The organism is Methylobacterium terrae (assembly GCF_003173755.1).
GTDB classification, from domain to species: Bacteria; Pseudomonadota; Alphaproteobacteria; order Rhizobiales; family Beijerinckiaceae; genus Methylobacterium; species Methylobacterium terrae.
Genome location: NZ_CP029553.1, coordinates 5,180,104 through 5,197,019 on the forward strand (window position 1 = coordinate 5,180,104; position 16,916 = coordinate 5,197,019).

Below are 16,916 nucleotides of genomic sequence, written 5' to 3' on the forward strand. Positions count from 1 at the left end.
CGCGCGGGACACGGGTCCACGGTTTCCGTGACGGTATTGTCACGGCGCGGGCCGGGACGACGGTTTTCAGGCCCCGAGGAGTCCGCGCCCCGCGAGGTTGCGCATCAGGGCGGCGGCCCCGAAGGTCCAGGGCTCGCAATCCTGGCAGTGGCGCATGCGGTTGACCAGCGCCCCGAGGCCGGGGCTGCGGATCACCACCCGGTCGCCGACCTTGTGGGTGAAGCCCTGGCCCGGCGCGCCGCGATCCTCGACCGGCGCGAACATCGTGCCGAGGAACAGGACCGCGCCGTCCGGGTACTGGTGGGTGCCGCCCATCATCGCGGCGACGAGGTCGGCCGGGTCGCGGCTGATCTCGGAGAGGGCCGAGGTGCCCGACAGCCGGAACCCGTCCTCGCCCGTCACCTCCAGGCTCACCACGGTGCGCCGCACGTCGTCGAGGGAGAAGCGGTCGTCGAACAGGCGCAGGAACGGACCCAGCGCGCAGGAGGCGGCGTTGTCCTTGGCCTTGCCGAGCAGCAGGGCCGAGCGGCCCTCGAAGTCGCGCAGGTTGACGTCGTTGCCGAGCGTCGCCCCGACGACGCGCTGGTCGGAGGCCACCACCAGGGCCACCTCGGGCTCCGGGTTGTTCCATTGCGAGCCCGGATGCAGGCCGGCCTCCTGGCCGCAGCCGACGGAGGAGAGCGGCTGGGCCTTGGTGAAGATCTCGGCGTCCGGCCCGATGCCGACCTCGAGGTACTGGCTCCAGGCGCCTTGCGCCACCAGCACGTCCTTCAGCGCCATCGCCTCGGGCGAGCCGGGCTTGAGCCGGCGCAGGTCGTCGCCGACGAGGCGCCCGACCTCGAGGCGGATCGCCGCCGCGGCGTCCGGGTTGCCGCGCGCGCGCTCCTCGATCACCCGCTCCAGCATCGAGACCGCGAAGGTGACGCCGGCGGCCTTGACCGCCTGGAGGTCGACCGGCGCCAGCAGCCAGGGCTTCGACGGATCGCGGGTGTCGGGGGGCGTGTTGGCGAGCACCGCGTCGAGGGGGGCGATCGTCTCGCCCGCGGCCCGGCGCAGGGCGCTCGCCGGATCCGGCGCCTCGCACAGGTCGCGGATCGTCGGGAAGGCGCGGCTGATGTCGACGAGCTCCGGCGCGCCGCCGGTCCCTTCGCGCACGGCGACGGTGCTCGGCCCGTTCAGCTCCGGCCGCCAGACGCGGCCGGCCAGCGCACCGGCCAGGCCGTCCTCCGGCAGGATGGCGCGGGCGTCGTAGGCATCGAGAATCGGCTGCATGGGGTGAGGTCTCCTCCCGGCCGGCGCCCGTTCGGCGGGTGCGCGGTCACGGCTGAGACCTAAGCCGATCGGCTGCGGCGGGGAAGCGCCCCGCGAGCAGATCCGGCCCGATGCTCCCGACAGTCCCGTCGGGAGGCGGCGCGGGCGTCAGGCCGCGTCCGGACGGCAGGCCAGGGCCTCCCGGAGCGCCTGCTCGGCGGGGACCGGCCGGCCGAGGTGGTAGCCCTGGAGGAACGGGCAGCCGAGGGCACGCAGGGCCGCGAGATCCTCGGCGGTCTCGACGCCCTCGGCCACCACTTCGAGGCCGAGCGCCCGGCCGAGGCCGAGCACCGCCTGGACCAGCCCGCGCTTGTCGTCCGAGGTCGACAGGCCGGTGACGAGGCTGCGGTCGATCTTGACCCGGCCGGCCCGGAGCTGGCGCAGCGAGGCGAGCGACGAGTAGCCGATGCCGAAATCGTCCAGCGCGACGCGGATCCCGGCGCGGGAGAGGGCGAGGAGCTTGTCCTGAACCGCCTCGATGTCGAGGGCGGTCTCCTCGGTGATCTCGATCTCGAGGAGCGCGGGGGCCAAGCCGAGCGCCCGCAGGCGGTCGAGCACGATCTCGTCGACCGGGACCTGCGCCATCTCCCGCGGCGAGACGTTCATCGCCACCCGGATGTCGGGCAGCCCGCCGGCGCGCAGGGCCTGCATCGCGCCGCAGACCTGCTCCAGGATGAAGCGCAGGAGCGATTCGGTCAGGCCGGCGCGCGCCGCGGCGGCGACGATCTCGCCGGGCGGCACCCAGCCGTGGACGGGGTGGTGCCAGCGCACCAGGGCTTCCAGGCCGGCGACGCGGCGGCCGCCCTCGCCGAAGATCGGCTGGAACCAGACCGCGAGGCCGTTCTCGGCCAGCGCGTGCGAGAGGTCGCGCTCGCTGTCGCGCCGCATCTCCAGGCGCCCGCGCAGGCCCTCGTCGAAGATCCGGAAGCGGTTCCGCCCCGCGGCCTTGGCGGCGTAGAGCGCCTCGTCGGCGCAGCTCAGCATCTGGGTCAGGCTCGGCCCATGGGCGTGGCAAAGGCCGATGCTGACGCCGAGGCGGCCGGCATCGAAGCTCTCGAACGGCTCGATCACGGCCTGGATCAGCGCCGTCGCCAGATCGGCCGGCGGCAGCCCGCCGGCGGGATCGTACAGGACCGCGAACTCGTCGCCGCCGAAGCGCGCCGCCAGCGCCCCCGGCGGCAGGGTCCGGCGCAGGCGCCGCGCCACCTCGATCAGGACCCGGTCGCCCGTCGAGTGGCCGTAGACGTCGTTGACCGACTTGAAGCCGTCGAGGTCGAGGAGCATCAGGCAGGGCGCCGGCCCGGGCCGCAGGAGGCGCGCCTCCGCGCCCTGCGCGAAGCCGGCCCGGTTCATCAGCCCGGTGAGGGCGTCGTGGGTGGCGCGCCGGCGCATCTCGTCGGCGAGCGCCGAGGCCTCGGCATGGGCCTCGTGGCGCGCCCGCGCCAGCGCGGTCGCCTCGTTCTTGAGCCGGGAGGTGCGGCGAAAGCCCCGCTCGGTCTCGACGGCGCTGCGCAGGAGCGCGGCGAGGTAGAGCAGCACCGTGACGGCGAGGCAGGCGCGGTCGAACCCGCCGGCGGCGGCGAGGCAGCCCGCCACGGTCAGGAGCGGCGGCGCGATGAAGCTCGCGGGGATCGCCGCGTAGGCCATGCCGTGGGTGACCGACCCCGCGGTGATGCCGCAGACGACGATGAGGTAGAACAGGGTCTGGGGCGAGGTGTAGCCCTCGCACAGGAGCGCCACCAGCGCCCAGACGACGCCCGACAGGGCCGCCGCCAGGGTGGCGAGGCGCAGGTGCCGGTCGACCGAGCGGGCGGCCTCCCGCGCCTCCTCGGCGAGCAGCGCCTCCGGACGCGCCGCCTCGGGCGCGGCGAGGCCGGCGCAGGGCGCCCGGCACAGGCCGAGCCGGGTCAGGTTGACGGCCGAGGAGACCGCGAACCACGCGAGCCCGGCCTGCCACTGCCCGGCCTGCACGGCGACCAGGGCGCCGGTGGCGCCGAGGACCGCGTTGACGGGAATCGCCTGCCGCACGCTCAGGCGCACGGATTCGAGCTGGTCGCGCCGGATCGACGCGCGAAGATCCGGGCCGTCGCCCGCGGGCGACATGTCGGAACCTGCTGAGTGGCGGCCTCGCCCGGACATGGCACCTCGGTGAAACGGCCTCGCAGCCGTAGCGGCTATGGGTAAAGAATCGTTGACGACCGCCAAGGTCAACCGCCGGGGCCGGCCGCGTCAACGTCTGCCGCCGCGGAACGCGCGCCGAGCCTGGCTGTTACTCTTCCAGCCGACATCGATGTCCCGGTCGGGCGGAGGAGCAGCATGCGGAACGTGGCGAAGGCGGCGGTGGTGGCGGTCGTGACGCTGATGGGCGTCGGCGCGGCGGAGGCCAAGGGCTGCATCAAGGGCGCGATCATCGGCGGCGTGGCCGGCCACTACCTGGCCGAGCGCGGTGTCGTCGGCGCCGTGGCGGGCTGCCTCGCCGGCCGGGCGCTGGCCAAGCGCCGCGCCCAGCGCGACCTCGATTACGGCGACCGCGTGCGCCCGCGCGGCGGCTACGGCCCGAGCCGCAGCTACAGCTACTGAGGCTCCGGCGGCAGGATCGTTCGACCCCTGCCGCTCGATCCCCCATGCCGGTCCGCGGCCGCGACGAGCGGGATCCGGCTTCGTCCCGCGGCACCGGAAACCCCGGGTCCGCCTCCCGGCAGCCCGGGACCGACTCGGACGGCGCCCGGCTTCCGCGCCTCCGCATTGACGATGGACGGTGCGATCCATTCGGTGGGATACACCTCGGGCCCGCTCGATCCCTGGTGAGCCCCATGACCGACCACGTCCGCATCACCGACGAACCCGGCGGCGTCCGCCTCGTGCGGCTCGCCCGTCCCGAGAAGAAGAACGCCCTCACGGGGGCGATGTACGACGCCATGCGGGAGGCCCTGGAGGGCGCCGACCGGGAGGGCTCGGGCGTCGGCGCCGTGGTCTTCGCCGGAACCGAGGGCGTGTTCACAGCCGGCAACGACATCGCCGACTTCGTCGCCCGGGCCGAGCGCTCGTTCGGCGAGGCGCCCTCGCTGCGCTTCATCCGCCAGCTCGCCGTGACCCGTACCCCGATGGTGGCGGCGGTGGACGGCCTCGCGGTCGGCGTCGGCACCACGCTGACGCTCCACTGCGACCTCGTCTACGTCGCGCCCGCCGCGACCTTCCGGATGCCGTTCGTCGATCTCGGCCTCGTGCCGGAGGCCGCCTCGAGCTACCTGCTGCCGCGCCGGGTCGGCGTGCCGAAGGCGACCGAGCTGCTGCTGCTGGGCGAGGCGTTCGGGGCCGACGAGGCGGTGCGGCTCGGCCTCGCCAACGCGGTCGTGCCGGCCGACGGGCTCTTGGAGCACGCGCTCGCCCAGGGCGCGAAGCTCGCCGCCAAGCCCCGCCAGGCGCTCGCCGCCGCCCGCCGGCTGATCCGCGGCGACCACGAGGCGGTGCGGGCCGCGATGGATGCGGAGGCCGAGGCCTTCGACGCGGCGCTCCGCTCGCCCGAGGCGCAAGCCGCGTTCCAGCGCTTCCTGTCCCGCGGCGCCCGGTGAGGCCGCCCGGGGTCCCGGACCTCTCGGGAAAGGTCTGCCTCGTCGCCGGCGCCTCGCGCGGGGTGGGCCGGGGCATCGCCCGGGGCCTGGGCGAGGCCGGCGCCACCGTGGTGGTCACCGCCCGCTCGAGCGAGACCGGCGCGCGCACCGACCAGCGCCGGGAAGCCCTGGAGGACACCGCCCGGGAGGTCGACCTCGCCGGCGGGCGCGGCCACCACTACCTCTGCGACCACACCCGCGAGATCGAGGTCGACGCGATGGTGCGCTGGGTGCTGCGCCGCTTCGGCCGCATCGACGTCGCGGTGTCGAGCGTCTGGGGCGGCAACGAGGGCTACGACGGCGTGCGCTACCCCGACGGCGCCGCCTGGGGCACCGCGTTCTGGCGCCGGGGCCTCGCGCCCTTGCGCCACACCCTCGAGACCGGGCCCCTCGCGGCCCTGCTCTTCGCCCGGGCGGTGGCGCCCGCCATGGTCTCGGCCAAGGGCGGCCTCCTGGCGCTCGTCTCCTTCGGCACGGACGATTACCTCGGCGACCTGTTCTACGACCTCGCCAAGGCGACCACCAACCGCCTCGCCCTGGGCGTGGCGGCGGAGCTCGGGCCCTACGGCGTGACGGCCCTGGCGCTGGCGCCGGGCCCGGTGCGGACCGAGCGGGTGGTCGAGGCGGGCATGGCGGGGGAGGCGGGCGAGAGCCCGCTCTACGCCGGACGCGCGCTCGCCGCGCTCGCCGGCGATCCCGGCATCGGCGCGATGGCGGGCCGCGTGCTCCACGTCGCCGACCTCGCGCGGGACTACGGCTTCACCGACGAGGACGGGACGAGGCCGGAGCGGTACCGGGCGGAGGGGTGATCGGGCATCTCTCCGGGCCGGTGCCGCACGGTGCGCGCCGACCCTCGCCTCACCGGAACATGACGTCGAGATCCGCCGCGGTGCGCGTCCCGGCCGCGTAGTCGCGCTCGCCGCGGCTCTGCACGTAGCCCAGGTAGGACGCGAGCAAACGGGCCGACTTGACCGACACGTTGTAGCCCTCGTCGTAGCGGCCCTTGTTTCGCTGGATGCGGCCGCCGGTCGAACCGTCCTCGTTGACGAAGAAGACGATCTCGGTCGAGGACTGACCGTCGATCTTGTCGCCGTCGCGCGGGCACGCGGCTTCCGGGAAGCAATCGACCCGCTTGCGGTAGTGGCGCCGCACCTCGTTGCGGTGGGCGATGTCGGACCAGGACGAGATCTTGCCGACGGCGAGCTTCATCCGGTCGAGCTGCTCGGGGGTCAGGTCGATGACGGCGCGCTTCTGGTCGACGCCGGCGCGCGGATCGACGAAGACCAAGTCGTAGGACAGCCGGCCGGTGTCACCGACGCGGGGCTCGATCCAGAACCGCCCGCTCTCCCGCGTGCCGGGAATGTAGTAGGGCACCTTCGGGAACTGCTCGGAGGCCGCCCGCGCCGTGCGGCCGAGATCCTGGTCGTCCGGCCTCGTGGGCGTGAGGTAGGAGGCGCGATTGGCCGTCGCCTGCTCGAAGCGCGCGCTCAGGCCCGCGAGCGCATCCTCGTCGGCGAACGGACGCTCGGCCTCCGGCGCCGGCCGGGCGGCCGCAGCCGCCTCCCGCTCGCGCCGTTCCTGCTTCTCCTGGTTGGCGCGCACGAGGGCCGTGAGCTGCGCGACTTGGCCCCGCAGCCGCGCGGTCTCGGCCTCGCCGGACTGCACGACGATCTGCGTGGTCTGCGCGACGGCGGGCGCCGGCTCTTGCGGCCCGCGGGCGCAGCACCCGACGTAGCGGCCGTAGACCCACCCGCTCTCGCCGTCGAGGAGGCGCACATTGTACCAGGCGCCCTGCCGCCCGATCACGCCGAACAGCGTCCCCGGCGCGAGCTTGCGCAGCCGCACGCCCTCCTGCGTCGTCGGCCGGCTGCGCAGGGCGAGGAAGTTGTCGCCGTTCTCGTCGAGCCCGACCGGATAGCTGTAGCCGCCGCTCTCGGCCTGCGCGCTGCTCACCGACGCCAGGATGATCGCCGCCAGAACCCCTTGCTTCAGCATCGCGCGCACATCCAGTCTCGACGGCCGGACCACGGACATCCCGGTCGCGTCCCCGGCCTTTGCATGACGCGAAGCTCGCGCCGAAAGGTTCAGGAATCCTGAAATGCAGTCGCCCGTCCCCGGAAGACGGACACGACATGGTTATGCAAGTTGGTTGGATTTGAGCGTCATCTTGAGCGGAGCGACAATGCGGGCGTGCGACTGTCCGTCCATCGTCGCACGTCCCCTCGCGAGGGGGGCCGGCAAGGCGGACCGCGACGATGCACCGGTCCGTCCCTCGGGAGGTGGAGTTCCTGATGCGCGTTCTCGTCCTCGTCCTCGTCCTGGCGGCCGGCCTGATCCCGTCGGCTGCCCTCGCCAAGATGCCCACCGGGACGCCCGGCGAGGCCCCGTTCTACGTCGGGATCTGGTCTCCGTCCGCCAAGTCCTGCAAGGCGAACCCGCTCGAGGTCGAGGGGGCCCTGGTCCGGATCGAGCAGTCGCGGATCATCTGGAACGAGACGACCTGCACGTTCAGGCTGTCCGCGTCGCGGTCGACCGGGACCGGGACGACGATCCCGGCGACCTGCGAGTCCGAGGGCCGGACCAGCAGGGAGACCTATAAGTTCGACGCTGTCGGCGGCCGGATGCGCATGAACGGCCACGTCATGGCGCGCTGCAAGGACAGCGACTGGCGGACCGGCTACGAGTAGAGAGCGGGCCTTTCCCTCGCGGCGCGGGCGGGATCGTCAGTAGGTCCCACGCGCCACCCCCTCGGTCACCAGAGCCACGCCCGAGCTGGTGCCGAGCCGCGTCGCGCCCGCTGCCACCAGGGCGCGGGCGACCTCCAGGCTGCGCACGCCGCCCGACGCCTTGACGCCGAGGGCGTCGCCGACCGTGGCACGCATCAGCGCCACGTCCGCCACGGTGGCGCCGCCGGTCGAGAAGCCGGTCGAGGTCTTGACGAAATCGGCCCCGGCCTCGGCCGCCAGGGTGCAGGCCAGGCGCTTCTGCGCGTCGTCGAGGAGGCAGGTCTCGATGATGACCTTCAGCACGCGGCCCGCGCAGGCCGCCCGCACCGCCGCGATGTCGGCCCGCACCGCGTCGGTGCGGCCCTCCTTCAGGGCACCGAGCGCGATCACCATGTCGATCTCGGCCGCGCCGCGGGCCACCGCGCCCGCGGCCTCCGCGGCCTTGTCCTGCGGCATCGACGCCCCGAGGGGAAAGCCGACGACCGCGCATGGCGCGACGTCGCTGCCGGCCAGGATCTCCGCCACCGGCCCGACATGGACCGGATTGACGCAGACCGCCTTGAAGCGGTGCGCCAGCGCCTCCTCGCACAGGCGGCGGATCTCCGCCGCGGTGGCGTCGGCCCGCAGGAGGGTGTGGTCGATCAGGCCGGCGAGGGCGGGCATGGGCAAGGCGAGATCCCTCCGGGACGCCGGGACCCGCCCGTCGCCGCCGGGGAGGCTTCCCATCGCGGCGCGCGGGCCGTCAAGCACACCGGAATGCTGGCCCCCGGGCTTTCAGCGCCCGCCGGCCCCGCGGATCGCCGCGACCGTCGTCTCGACGAAGGCGATGCCGGTCTCCGTGAAGGTGATCTCGTCGTCGCTCAAGGTCGCGAGGCCGCGCTCCTCCACCTCGGCGGCGCCCTGCGGGTCGGCGTGGTGGCCGCTGCCGTCCCGGCGCACCACCGAGCTGATCGGCTGGCCGCTGATCAGGTGGTGGTAGGCCGCGAAGGCGAAGATCGACAGGGCGCGGTCGGAGAGGTCGTTGGTCTCGGCAGCCATCGGGTCGGGCCTCAAGGAGGTGAGGGGGAACCCCGCGGGAGGCGGGGCGCGTGCCCGGCCCAACGCCCGGGATCTCGGAAAGTCCTGCGCCCCAAATGACGCAGGTCTCACCCGAGACTCTCACCTGAGGCGGGCGGGGAGCGGCATCGCCGAGGTCTTCTCGTCGTAGAGCACGGCGTAGGGCCCGGATTCGAGGTCGAACATCGCGTAGTCGAGCCCCTTGATGGTCTCGACCCGGAACGGCACCCGGTGGCCGCCCCGGGTGATCGCCGCGAGGCGATGGGACACGACCGAGACCGGCAGCATCCCGGTGACCCGCTCGGGCCCGGGATCGAGGCGGACCCGGAAGGTCAGGTCGTGCCCGTTCCAGGCCAGGGCCTCGAACCGGGTCGCCTCCCGGCGGTCGAGCCAGCGCAGCATCTGCGCTGCCGAGATCAGGGCGACGCCGCGCTCGCGGGCCGCGCTCACCAGGTGGTCGAAGTAGCCGTCGGAGTAGTCGTAATGGCTGCCGAAGGCGCCGAAGAACTGCTCGGGGCCGAGCGCCCGGTCGAGCATGACCTCGATGCCGCGCCGCTGCTCGATGCCATTCTCGTTCACCAGGTGGCTGGCCGCCTGGTAGATGTCGAGGACGCGGCCGTCGAGGTCGGCGAAGCGCATCGGGAAGCCGGAGCCGGTCATGAAGCCCGGCCGCCGGCGGATCCACGAGCCGGGCCAGTAATAGTAGCCGAGATCGAGCCGGATCCCGGCGGCCCGCTCGATCTTGGCGGTGTCGGCCCAGCCGTTCCAGGCGATGCAGTGCAGGCGGTGCGTCGTCTGCGCGGGCAGGCCGAGCCGCGCGGCCACCTCGCCCGCCTGCCGGCTCAGCGCCAGGCCGAGCGCCGCCCCGTCGACGTCGCGGCAGCCGGTATCGACGTGCGCCGCGGTCTCGAAGCCGAGTGCCGCGTAGGCCTGCGCCTGCTCCGCCGGCAGAGGCGTGCCCGGCGTGATGTAGGAGGTCGCCCGGGGGCAATCCCAGGAATCAGGCCCCGAAGAGTCCCGCCCCGAAGAGTCCCGCCCCGAAGAGTCCCGCCCAGAAGCGTCCCGCCCCGAAGGATCCCGGTCCCGGATCTCCGGCCGGCAATCGGCCGGGCTCTCGGCGACGAGGCGCTTGTAGGCGTTCAGGGTGCCGTGGCGGGTGGCGTGGTCGTCGCCCGCCAGGATGATCGCGGCGCGGCGCTCCTCCGGCAGGTACCAGATCCGCGGCAAGGGCAGGCGCCCGGCGCTCATCGTGACGATCAGGTTGGCGAGGAGCCGCTGCTGCTCGTCGGCCTGCGGGATCGCGACCCGCGACAGGTCGAGGTAATCGGGGAAGAACAGGTCGTTCGGCCGCCGGGGGGGCAGGCCGTCCCGCTCCTGGCCCGCGAAGGCGGGGTTGCCCTGGCGCAGGCGCACCACCGAGGTGGCGAGGTCGAAGGCGAAGGCTGCCGCCTGGCCCTGGCCGGCCCGGCGCAGGGCGATCGCGGGCCAGGGCAGGGGCTCGGTCCCGTCCGAGAGGCGGGCAAGTGCGGTCGCATCCTCGAGGGCGTAGCGGCTCGCCGGCCCGTGGATCTGCATCGCCTCCCGGGCGATGCCGCGGGCGGCCGGCGCCTCGCCGTCGGCCTGAAGGTAGCGCTCGGCGAGGGGCTCGCCCGCCGGCGCGAGTCCGAACAGCGGCAGCCAGGCGCCTTCCGGCCGGATCGCGATCAGGTTGCCGCCCGCCTCGACCCAGTCGGAAAGCCGCTCGGCCAGGGCCCCGTCCGGCGCCTCGGTCATCAGCACCAGGGAGGCCCGGGCGAGGCGCTCCGGCGTGAGGGACTGGGGCGCGACCACGGCGAACAGGTTCAGCCCCTCGGCCCGCAGGATCTCGGCGTAGTAGGCCCCGAGGGGATTCTTCGCGCCGACCGCGACCAGGACCGGCGCCTCGGGCTCGTCCGGCAGCACCGGCGCCGCCGCGACGGTGAAGCGCCCCTCGGCCGGCGCGCGCAAGGTGAGCCCGAGGGTGCTGGCGGGCGTGGACGCCGCCCCGACCGCGATCCGGTACGCCGCGCCGGGCCGCAGCGGCGCCCGCGGGGTCAGCCGGACGGAGCGGCCGCCCACATCGGAGACGATCGCGGCCGGAACCTCGGTACCCGCGTCGTCGCGCAGGACGATGGCGGCGGCTCCGATGGTCTCGGGCATCATGGCACGTGAGAATTCGATCGCGATCGGCAGTTCAGGATAGACTTCCGTCGCTCCGTCGCGCGGCATCAACGCGACGTCACGCGGCGACAGATGATCGAACAGAAGACGTGTCGACGCCGCGACCACCAGGCACAGGATTGCTGCTGTCAGCAGGCGCACGGTTATCCGCCGCATCGCGTCTCTCGTCTTGTATCGCTGTTTGGTATGCCCGATGCTTAGCAGGCCGATACATCCGACGACAGCGAGAGACGGCGCAGGAGGGCGCATCCCTTGGTGGAGGGACGAGGAGGGCCACTACCGCTTTGGGAGGATGTCGCCCGGCGGGACGGCACGGGCACGGCATCGCGATGAGCCGCAGGTACGCAGCCGGATCGACGATGACGGGACAATTCGGCCGGTGGCGCTCCCAAGGGGACTCGAACCCCTGTTTTCGCCGTGAGAGGGCGACGTCCTAGACCGCTAGACGATGGGAGCTGTCCCGGCGGATGGCGGCGGTATAGCGACGGTCCGGCCGGGGCGCAAGCCTCGTGGCCGGCAATCTCGGGCCGGACCCGGCGTTTTCTCGCCCGCGCGGCCGTGTTCCGTCGGCCTTTCGCCGGATGCACGCAAGAGTGGCTTAACTCTGCCGCGCAAGATCGCGGCGCACCGCCGGAGCCGATCCGGATTCGGTCACGGGCGATCGAACCGCACCTGATACAACCGATGCGCGGAAGGCAGCGGAGGTCCCGGACGGAGATGAGCGCCGTATCGACGATCGCGACGGGAGACGGCCCGGACGCGCCGGAGCGCCGCGAGGCGGACCAGCGGGGCAGGCGGCGCTACGGCACCTCGATGCCGGCGACGATCCTGATCTCCCACTACGACCGCGTGCCCTGCGTGGTGCGCGACCTCTCCGACGGCGGCGCGAAGATCGGCCTCTCCCGCCGCTACGCCCTGTCGAACCGGTTCTGGATCGTCATCCGGCACGCGGAGATCGCCCGGCGCGCCTCGCTGGTATGGCGGCGGGGGGATTTCGCCGGGATCGCGTTCGACCGTCCGCTGGAGCGAGGTGGGGGTGCGGGCTGATCGAGCCGGATGCGAAAGGCCGCGAGGGGCGAACCGCGGACGTCGACCGAGCGCTCTCAAGCCGACGTTTCCCTCCCGCCGCAACCCAATCGTTTCCTCCTCGTTCAACATACATGATAGGGCGCTGTCGCGTGCGTCCTTCTACAAAAAAATATATATATTGTGCCGCATGATATATATCATGATTTGTAGAATTATAATCATATACAATTATACATTAAAACAAATAGCATGGATCCATATTTTTATTTATTACGCAATCTTCCAATCCATTCATGCCCAGGATGGAGTTTTTCCAGCCAAATGGCCAATTGATATTTTTCTCCGGTGGAAAATTTCGAGTAGGCAAAATCGAAATCCCTCTGATCTTTCTTCCTACGGTGCTTGGCTTTAAATAGAAAAGTAATTATAGGAGCGAGATATGGAATTCCCGTTTCGCTCACTCGAACAGCGTCGGAACGTGCCATCCGTATCGTCTGATCGCGCTTATAGATCCATAGTTCTTGCGTTCCTGGCTCCATCATCATGTCCACGCGCCAACAGCCTTGACGCATGTCTCCTCCCCAAAGCTGCCAGACATCGCTCGGCACGTCAGCGAACGGGGGCAGATATTCGATTGTACCGTTTTTCACGGTGAAAAATTCGAGATCGTGTAAAATAGCGCGAAAATAATTCGCATGCTCACGAATAACAGCAAACTCTAGGTCTTCGTGCTTGCGCGTTGGCCTGCCATGCCAAACGTCCAGAGCCCATCCGCCTGCGACGTACCATGGGAAGACTGCTTCTCGAAGATGCCGGCCGAGCTCATGAGGAGACCATGCATCCCACGCTTCGTCGTCGAGAGGATTCATCGAAATATCCGTGGAGAGCACTTGTAAAGAACAATAACCTCGTGATCGTCGCAGCGCTCTCAACGGAAGGCCCGCTTCATCGAGGCAGAAAATCACTAGAGCATCGCCCGATCGCCTTACACCACAGTACACAACATTGGCGCAAAGCAAAGCGGTCGTGTCCCTTGGAGTGGTGTAGCTGAACGGAAGCGGGAGATGCCGCCTGCGCGCCCTCCATGGCGCTGGAGCAGGCGGGAACTCTCGCGGGGGTGGCCATCGGCGGTGACGGGTAAGGATCGGGTTGCTGACACCAACCCCGAACCCGGGAGCCCCCCCGATGACCGATGCCATGATGAGCCTGTGGGCGCTGGCTGAGAAGTGCGCCGACGCGTTGCGCGAGATGATCGGCTTTGCCGCGCAGCGCCTGATGGAACTGGAGGTCGCCGGCCTGACCGGCGCGGCCCACGGCGAGAAGAACCCGGAACGGCTGGCCCAGCGCAACAGGTACCGTGACCGGGACTGGCAGACGCGGGCCGGCACGGTCGAGCTGCGCATCCCGAAGCTGCGGACGGGGAGCTACTTTCCGAGCTTCCTCGAGCCGCGCCGGATGACCGAGAAGGCGCCGACAGCCGTGATCCAGGAGGCCTACATCCAGGGCATCTCGACCCGCGCCGTCGATGATCTCGTCCAGGCGCTGGGCGGGACGGGCATCTCCAAGAGCCAGGTCAGCCGGCTGTGCCAGGAGATCGTCCTTCGACAAGCTCAGGATGAGGGAGCGGGTGAACGCCTTCCTGGAGCGGCCGATCGAGGGCGAATGGCCCTATCTCTGGATCGACGCCACCTGCGTGAAGGTGCGCCAGAACCACCGCATCGTCTCGGTGGCGGTGATCGTAGCGGTGGGCGTCAACGCGGATGGCCGACGCGAGGTGCCAGGGCTCGACATCGGCCCGTCGGAGGCCGAGACCTCCTGGACCGAGTTCCTGCGCAAAGCCGGCCCGGCGCGGCCTGCGCGGGGTCAAGCTGGCGATCTCTGATGCCCACGAGGGCATCAAGGCCCCGGTCGCCAAGGTGATGACCGCCTCCTGGCAGCGGTGCCGGGTGCACTTCATGCGCAACGTCCTGGCCCATGCCGGCCGCTCGGGCCGACACGGCGGAGACCGACGTCCCGGCCTACATGGGCTTCCCAGCCGCCCATCGTGCCAAGCTGCACTCGACCAATCCGTCGGAGCGCCTCAACAGCGAGATCAAGCGGCGCACCGAGGTCGCCGGTATCTTCCCCGACGAGCCGTCGATCCGCAGGCTCGTCGGCGCGATCCTGCTCGAGCAGAACGACGAACGGGCCGTGCAACGCTGCCGCTACACGACCCTGGAAAGCATCGCCCCGATCGGCGATGATCCTCTCGTCAGCCTGCCAAACCTCGCAGTCTGACCAGTCCGGCCCTGCCGGTCATCGTGGTGGACCAGCCCAAGCTACACCACGCCCCGGGACACGATCGCCGGACATGGGCGGATCGATCCACTGCTTCTCCGGCGCGCACTGTGGTGGGTGCGAGGCACCTGACGGAAAGCCACGCGCCTCGTCGAGCCTGCGGTAGCCCCGGGCTCCCATCCGATCTGCGCCGGCTCTGTGATCCGGCATCCCGGATCCCTTGCGTCATATCCGGCGGATCTCTCCGTATTTATTTTCATTCCCTGGGTTGATCATTCGGATATCGCGACATAAACTATGGCATTCAGCATAATCTTCTACGGCAAGGCAGGCGATGAGCGAGCACGTGCGCTACACCCAGGCCGGGCGCCTGATGGCGATCGACACCGTGCTCGGACCCGACGCCCTCCTGCTCGAACGCCTCGAGGTCGAGGAGGGCCTCAACCGCCTCTTCACCATCCAGGCCCGCGTTCGGGCGCAACGCGACGAGGTCCGCCCCGACGAGATCGTCGGCACCGCGGCCGATCTCTCCCTCACGCTGGCCGACGGCTCGCAGCGGGTGTGGAACGGCCTCGTCACCGAGCTGCACGAGGGGCCGATCGTCACGAGAGGCGCGCGCCAGTACGCGCTGACCTTGCGCCCGCGGCTGTGGCTGATGAGCCAGCGCAGCGACTGCCGCATCTTCCTGACGCAATCGACGCTCGAGGTGCTGGAGACCTTGTGCGCCGAGCACCGCATCCGCGACTACAATCTGGCCGGCGTCACCCGCCCGCCGCAGAAGCGCGACTACGTCGTGCAGTGGAACGAGACCGATCTCGCGTATCTGCTGCGCCGCCTCGAAGAGGAAGGCCTATTCCTGTGGTTCCGGCATGAGCGCGGCAAGCACACGCTCGTCGTCGGCGACCATCCCTCGGCCTATGACGGCGGGACCGAGACCCGGGTGCGTCTCGCCTTCGGCTCGTCGGATGCCGAGCACATCCACGACTGGCGCCGGCAACTCTCGTTCACCCCGGGACGACGAGCCGGTAACGACTATGAGTTTCTAACGCCAAATCTCGATCTCGCTGCCAATACACCTTCGATCGACCGCGTTCCCGAGAACACGGCTTACGAACTCTACGAGTATCCGGCAAGGGCGCTGACCCGCGAGGCCGGCGAGCGCGCCACGCGCCTGCGCATCCAGGCGACCGAGACCGGCTTCGACCGCATCGAGGGCCGCTCCAGCGTGCGAACCCTGGCGGCGGGCTCGCGCTTCACCCCCTACGAGGTGGCCCATCCGGGCCACGTCTACCCGGCGCAGGTGGTGACGCAGATCCTGCACCGGGCCGAGGATCCGACCTACGAGAGCGGGGCGGGCACGCCGCACTACGAGAACGCCTTCACGACGCTGCCGGCCGACCGCCCGGCGACGCCGCACCGCGCGGTGCCGCGCCCGCGCATCGACGGGTTGCAGATCGCCCGGATCGCGGGACCGCCGGGCGAGGAGATCCACACCGACGCGTTCGGACGGGTCAAGCTCACGCATCTGTGGGACCGGCGCGCCCGGGGCGACGGGACGGATACCGGTTGGGTTCGGGTGACGCAGTCCTGGGGCGGGACGAGCTGGGGCCAGCAGATCATCCCCAGGGTCGGGATGGAGGCGCTGGTGGCCTACCAGGAGGGCGATCCGGACCGGCCGATCGTGGTCGGGATCGCGCCCAACCCGAACAACCCGGTGCCCTACGCGCTGCCGGCGCACAAGACCAAGCTCGTGGTCCGGTCCAACACCTACAAGGGGCGGGGCTACAACGAGATCTCGATGGAGGACGTGGCGGGGTCCGAGAACCTGTTCACCCACGCCCAGAAGGACATGACGACGAAGGTTCTGAACGACGCGACGGCGCGGGTGGACGCCAACCAGGTCGGGAGCGTGGGGGCGAACCACTCGTTCGAGGTGGGGAACAACCAGAACCAGGCGATCGGTGGGTCGCGCTCGCTCACCGTGGGGGCGGTGGGCGGCGTGGCGAGCGCGGCGCTGGGCGCGGCGATGGCGGGTCTGTCGGGGCAGACGGCGGGGCTGCTGGGCCAGGCGATGGGCGTCGCGATGGAGGCGATGGCGGCCGAGGCCGGCGGATCGAACGCCCCCGTCGATGCGGGCGCGCTCTCGGGCGGCGGCGCGCTGGCGGGGCTGGCGGCGGGGTTCGGCGGGCTGGTCGGCGGCGGCGGCATCGGGGGCCTGCTCGGCGAGGGCATCGACGGGGTCCGCGCCGGGATCAACGACGCGAGCGTGCGCAGCCTGCGCACCGCCGGCGGGGCCGGGATGGCGGCGGCGGGCACCGCGCTCGCCGGCCAGGTCGGCGGGATGATGGGCGGCCTGGGGGGCGTGATGAACACGATGGTCACCCGCTTCCAGAACAACACCACGGGGATCGCCTCCACCGAGCAGGTCGGGGTCAGCAAGGTCGTCAATGTCGGGCAGACGATGCTGGAGAACATCGGCAAGGCCCACACCCACACGGTCGGCGAGCAGTACGTGATCGAGGTCGGCCGGGAGATGCTGGTCAAGGTCGGCGAGGTGTTCCGGATCGTCGTCGGCAACTCGACCCTCACGATGGACAAGGACGGCAACGTCACCATCACCGGCAAGACCTTCACCACCGACTTCTCCGACCAGGTGAAGCACTGGGGCAAGGTCATCGACCTCAACCCGTCGCGCTGACGGGGCCTC

At 71.1% G+C, this 16,916-nt stretch carries 14 protein-coding genes, 1 tRNA gene and 2 pseudogenes; 9 read left to right on the forward strand and 8 right to left on the reverse strand.

Annotated elements, in window-relative coordinates:
* Positions 1-66: 66 nt before the first annotated feature.
* Together DK419_RS23935 and DK419_RS23940 are read right to left on the reverse strand one after the other, a co-directional pair.
* The gene (locus DK419_RS23935; RefSeq protein WP_109961312.1) at positions 67-1,272 is read right to left on the reverse strand and encodes a fumarylacetoacetate hydrolase family protein; all 1,206 of its coding nucleotides are present in this window, start codon (positions 1,270-1,272) and stop codon (positions 67-69) included.
* A 147-nt stretch (positions 1,273-1,419) separates the two neighbouring features.
* Positions 1,420-3,414, reverse strand: coding sequence for a putative bifunctional diguanylate cyclase/phosphodiesterase (locus DK419_RS23940; RefSeq protein WP_109961313.1), 1,995 nt, complete (start codon positions 3,412-3,414; stop codon positions 1,420-1,422).
* A gap of 213 nt (positions 3,415-3,627) precedes the next feature.
* On the opposite strand from DK419_RS23940, the gene DK419_RS23945 reads away from it, so the two are divergent.
* From DK419_RS23945 to DK419_RS23955, 3 genes are all read left to right on the forward strand, one after another.
* Entirely contained in the window at positions 3,628-3,891 is a 264-nt protein-coding gene (locus DK419_RS23945) for a hypothetical protein (RefSeq protein WP_109961314.1), read from the forward strand.
* Positions 3,892-4,124: 233 nt separating this feature from the next.
* Positions 4,125-4,883 carry an enoyl-CoA hydratase-related protein gene (locus DK419_RS23950; protein WP_109961315.1) on the forward strand — a complete coding sequence of 253 codons (759 nt, stop codon included), beginning with the start codon at positions 4,125-4,127 and terminating at the stop codon, positions 4,881-4,883.
* Positions 4,880-5,731 carry an SDR family NAD(P)-dependent oxidoreductase gene (locus DK419_RS23955; protein ID WP_109961316.1) on the forward strand — a complete coding sequence of 284 codons (852 nt, stop codon included), beginning with the start codon at positions 4,880-4,882 and terminating at the stop codon, positions 5,729-5,731. The genes DK419_RS23950 and DK419_RS23955 overlap by 4 nt, the downstream gene beginning before the upstream one ends.
* A gap of 49 nt (positions 5,732-5,780) precedes the next feature.
* Here DK419_RS23955 and DK419_RS23960 read toward each other — a convergent pair whose 3' ends face one another.
* Positions 5,781-6,917: an SH3 domain-containing protein gene (locus DK419_RS23960; protein ID WP_245442677.1), complete on the reverse strand. Its 1,137-nt coding sequence runs from the start codon at positions 6,915-6,917 to the stop codon at positions 5,781-5,783.
* A gap of 296 nt (positions 6,918-7,213) precedes the next feature.
* Between DK419_RS23960 and DK419_RS23965 the strand changes: the two genes are divergently transcribed.
* Positions 7,214-7,609 carry a hypothetical protein gene (locus DK419_RS23965; RefSeq protein ID WP_162561383.1) on the forward strand — a complete coding sequence of 132 codons (396 nt, stop codon included), beginning with the start codon at positions 7,214-7,216 and terminating at the stop codon, positions 7,607-7,609.
* Positions 7,610-7,645: 36 nt separating this feature from the next.
* On the opposite strand, the gene deoC is transcribed toward DK419_RS23965, so the two are convergent.
* From deoC to DK419_RS23985, 4 genes are all read right to left on the reverse strand, one after another.
* Entirely contained in the window at positions 7,646-8,311 is a 666-nt protein-coding gene (gene deoC, locus DK419_RS23970) for a deoxyribose-phosphate aldolase (protein WP_109961319.1), read from the reverse strand.
* Between the two features lie 111 nt (positions 8,312-8,422).
* Positions 8,423-8,686: a hypothetical protein gene (locus DK419_RS23975; protein ID WP_109961320.1), complete on the reverse strand. Its 264-nt coding sequence runs from the start codon at positions 8,684-8,686 to the stop codon at positions 8,423-8,425.
* Positions 8,687-8,806: 120 nt separating this feature from the next.
* Positions 8,807-11,152, reverse strand: a complete 2,346-nt coding sequence (locus tag DK419_RS23980) for an Ig-like domain-containing domain (RefSeq protein WP_109961321.1) — start codon at positions 11,150-11,152, stop codon at positions 8,807-8,809.
* 131 nt (positions 11,153-11,283) lie between these two features.
* Positions 11,284-11,359, reverse strand: a tRNA-Glu gene (locus tag DK419_RS23985).
* Positions 11,360-11,620: 261 nt separating this feature from the next.
* Here DK419_RS23985 and DK419_RS23990 point away from each other — a divergent pair.
* Complete coding sequence (locus DK419_RS23990; RefSeq protein ID WP_162561386.1) at positions 11,621-11,950, forward strand: PilZ domain-containing protein; 330 nt, start codon at positions 11,621-11,623, stop codon at positions 11,948-11,950.
* Between the two features lie 245 nt (positions 11,951-12,195).
* On the opposite strand, the gene DK419_RS23995 is transcribed toward DK419_RS23990, so the two are convergent.
* Complete coding sequence (locus DK419_RS23995; RefSeq protein ID WP_109961323.1) at positions 12,196-12,801, reverse strand: nucleotidyltransferase domain-containing protein; 606 nt, start codon at positions 12,799-12,801, stop codon at positions 12,196-12,198.
* Between the two features lie 406 nt (positions 12,802-13,207).
* Here DK419_RS23995 and DK419_RS30040 point away from each other — a divergent pair.
* From DK419_RS30040 to tssI, 4 genes and pseudogenes are all read left to right on the forward strand, one after another.
* Positions 13,208-13,462, forward strand: a pseudogene (locus DK419_RS30040) (transposase); the annotation flags it as partial.
* An 85-nt stretch (positions 13,463-13,547) separates the two neighbouring features.
* On the forward strand, positions 13,548-13,814 hold the full coding sequence (locus DK419_RS30045; RefSeq protein WP_425352609.1) for a transposase: 267 nt from the start codon (positions 13,548-13,550) through the stop codon (positions 13,812-13,814).
* Positions 13,815-13,827: 13 nt separating this feature from the next.
* Positions 13,828-14,209: pseudogene (locus DK419_RS30050) on the forward strand (transposase).
* Positions 14,210-14,543: 334 nt separating this feature from the next.
* The gene (gene tssI / locus DK419_RS29865; protein WP_109961324.1) at positions 14,544-16,907 is read left to right on the forward strand and encodes a type VI secretion system tip protein TssI/VgrG; all 2,364 of its coding nucleotides are present in this window, start codon (positions 14,544-14,546) and stop codon (positions 16,905-16,907) included.
* Positions 16,908-16,916: the final 9 nt, after the last annotated feature.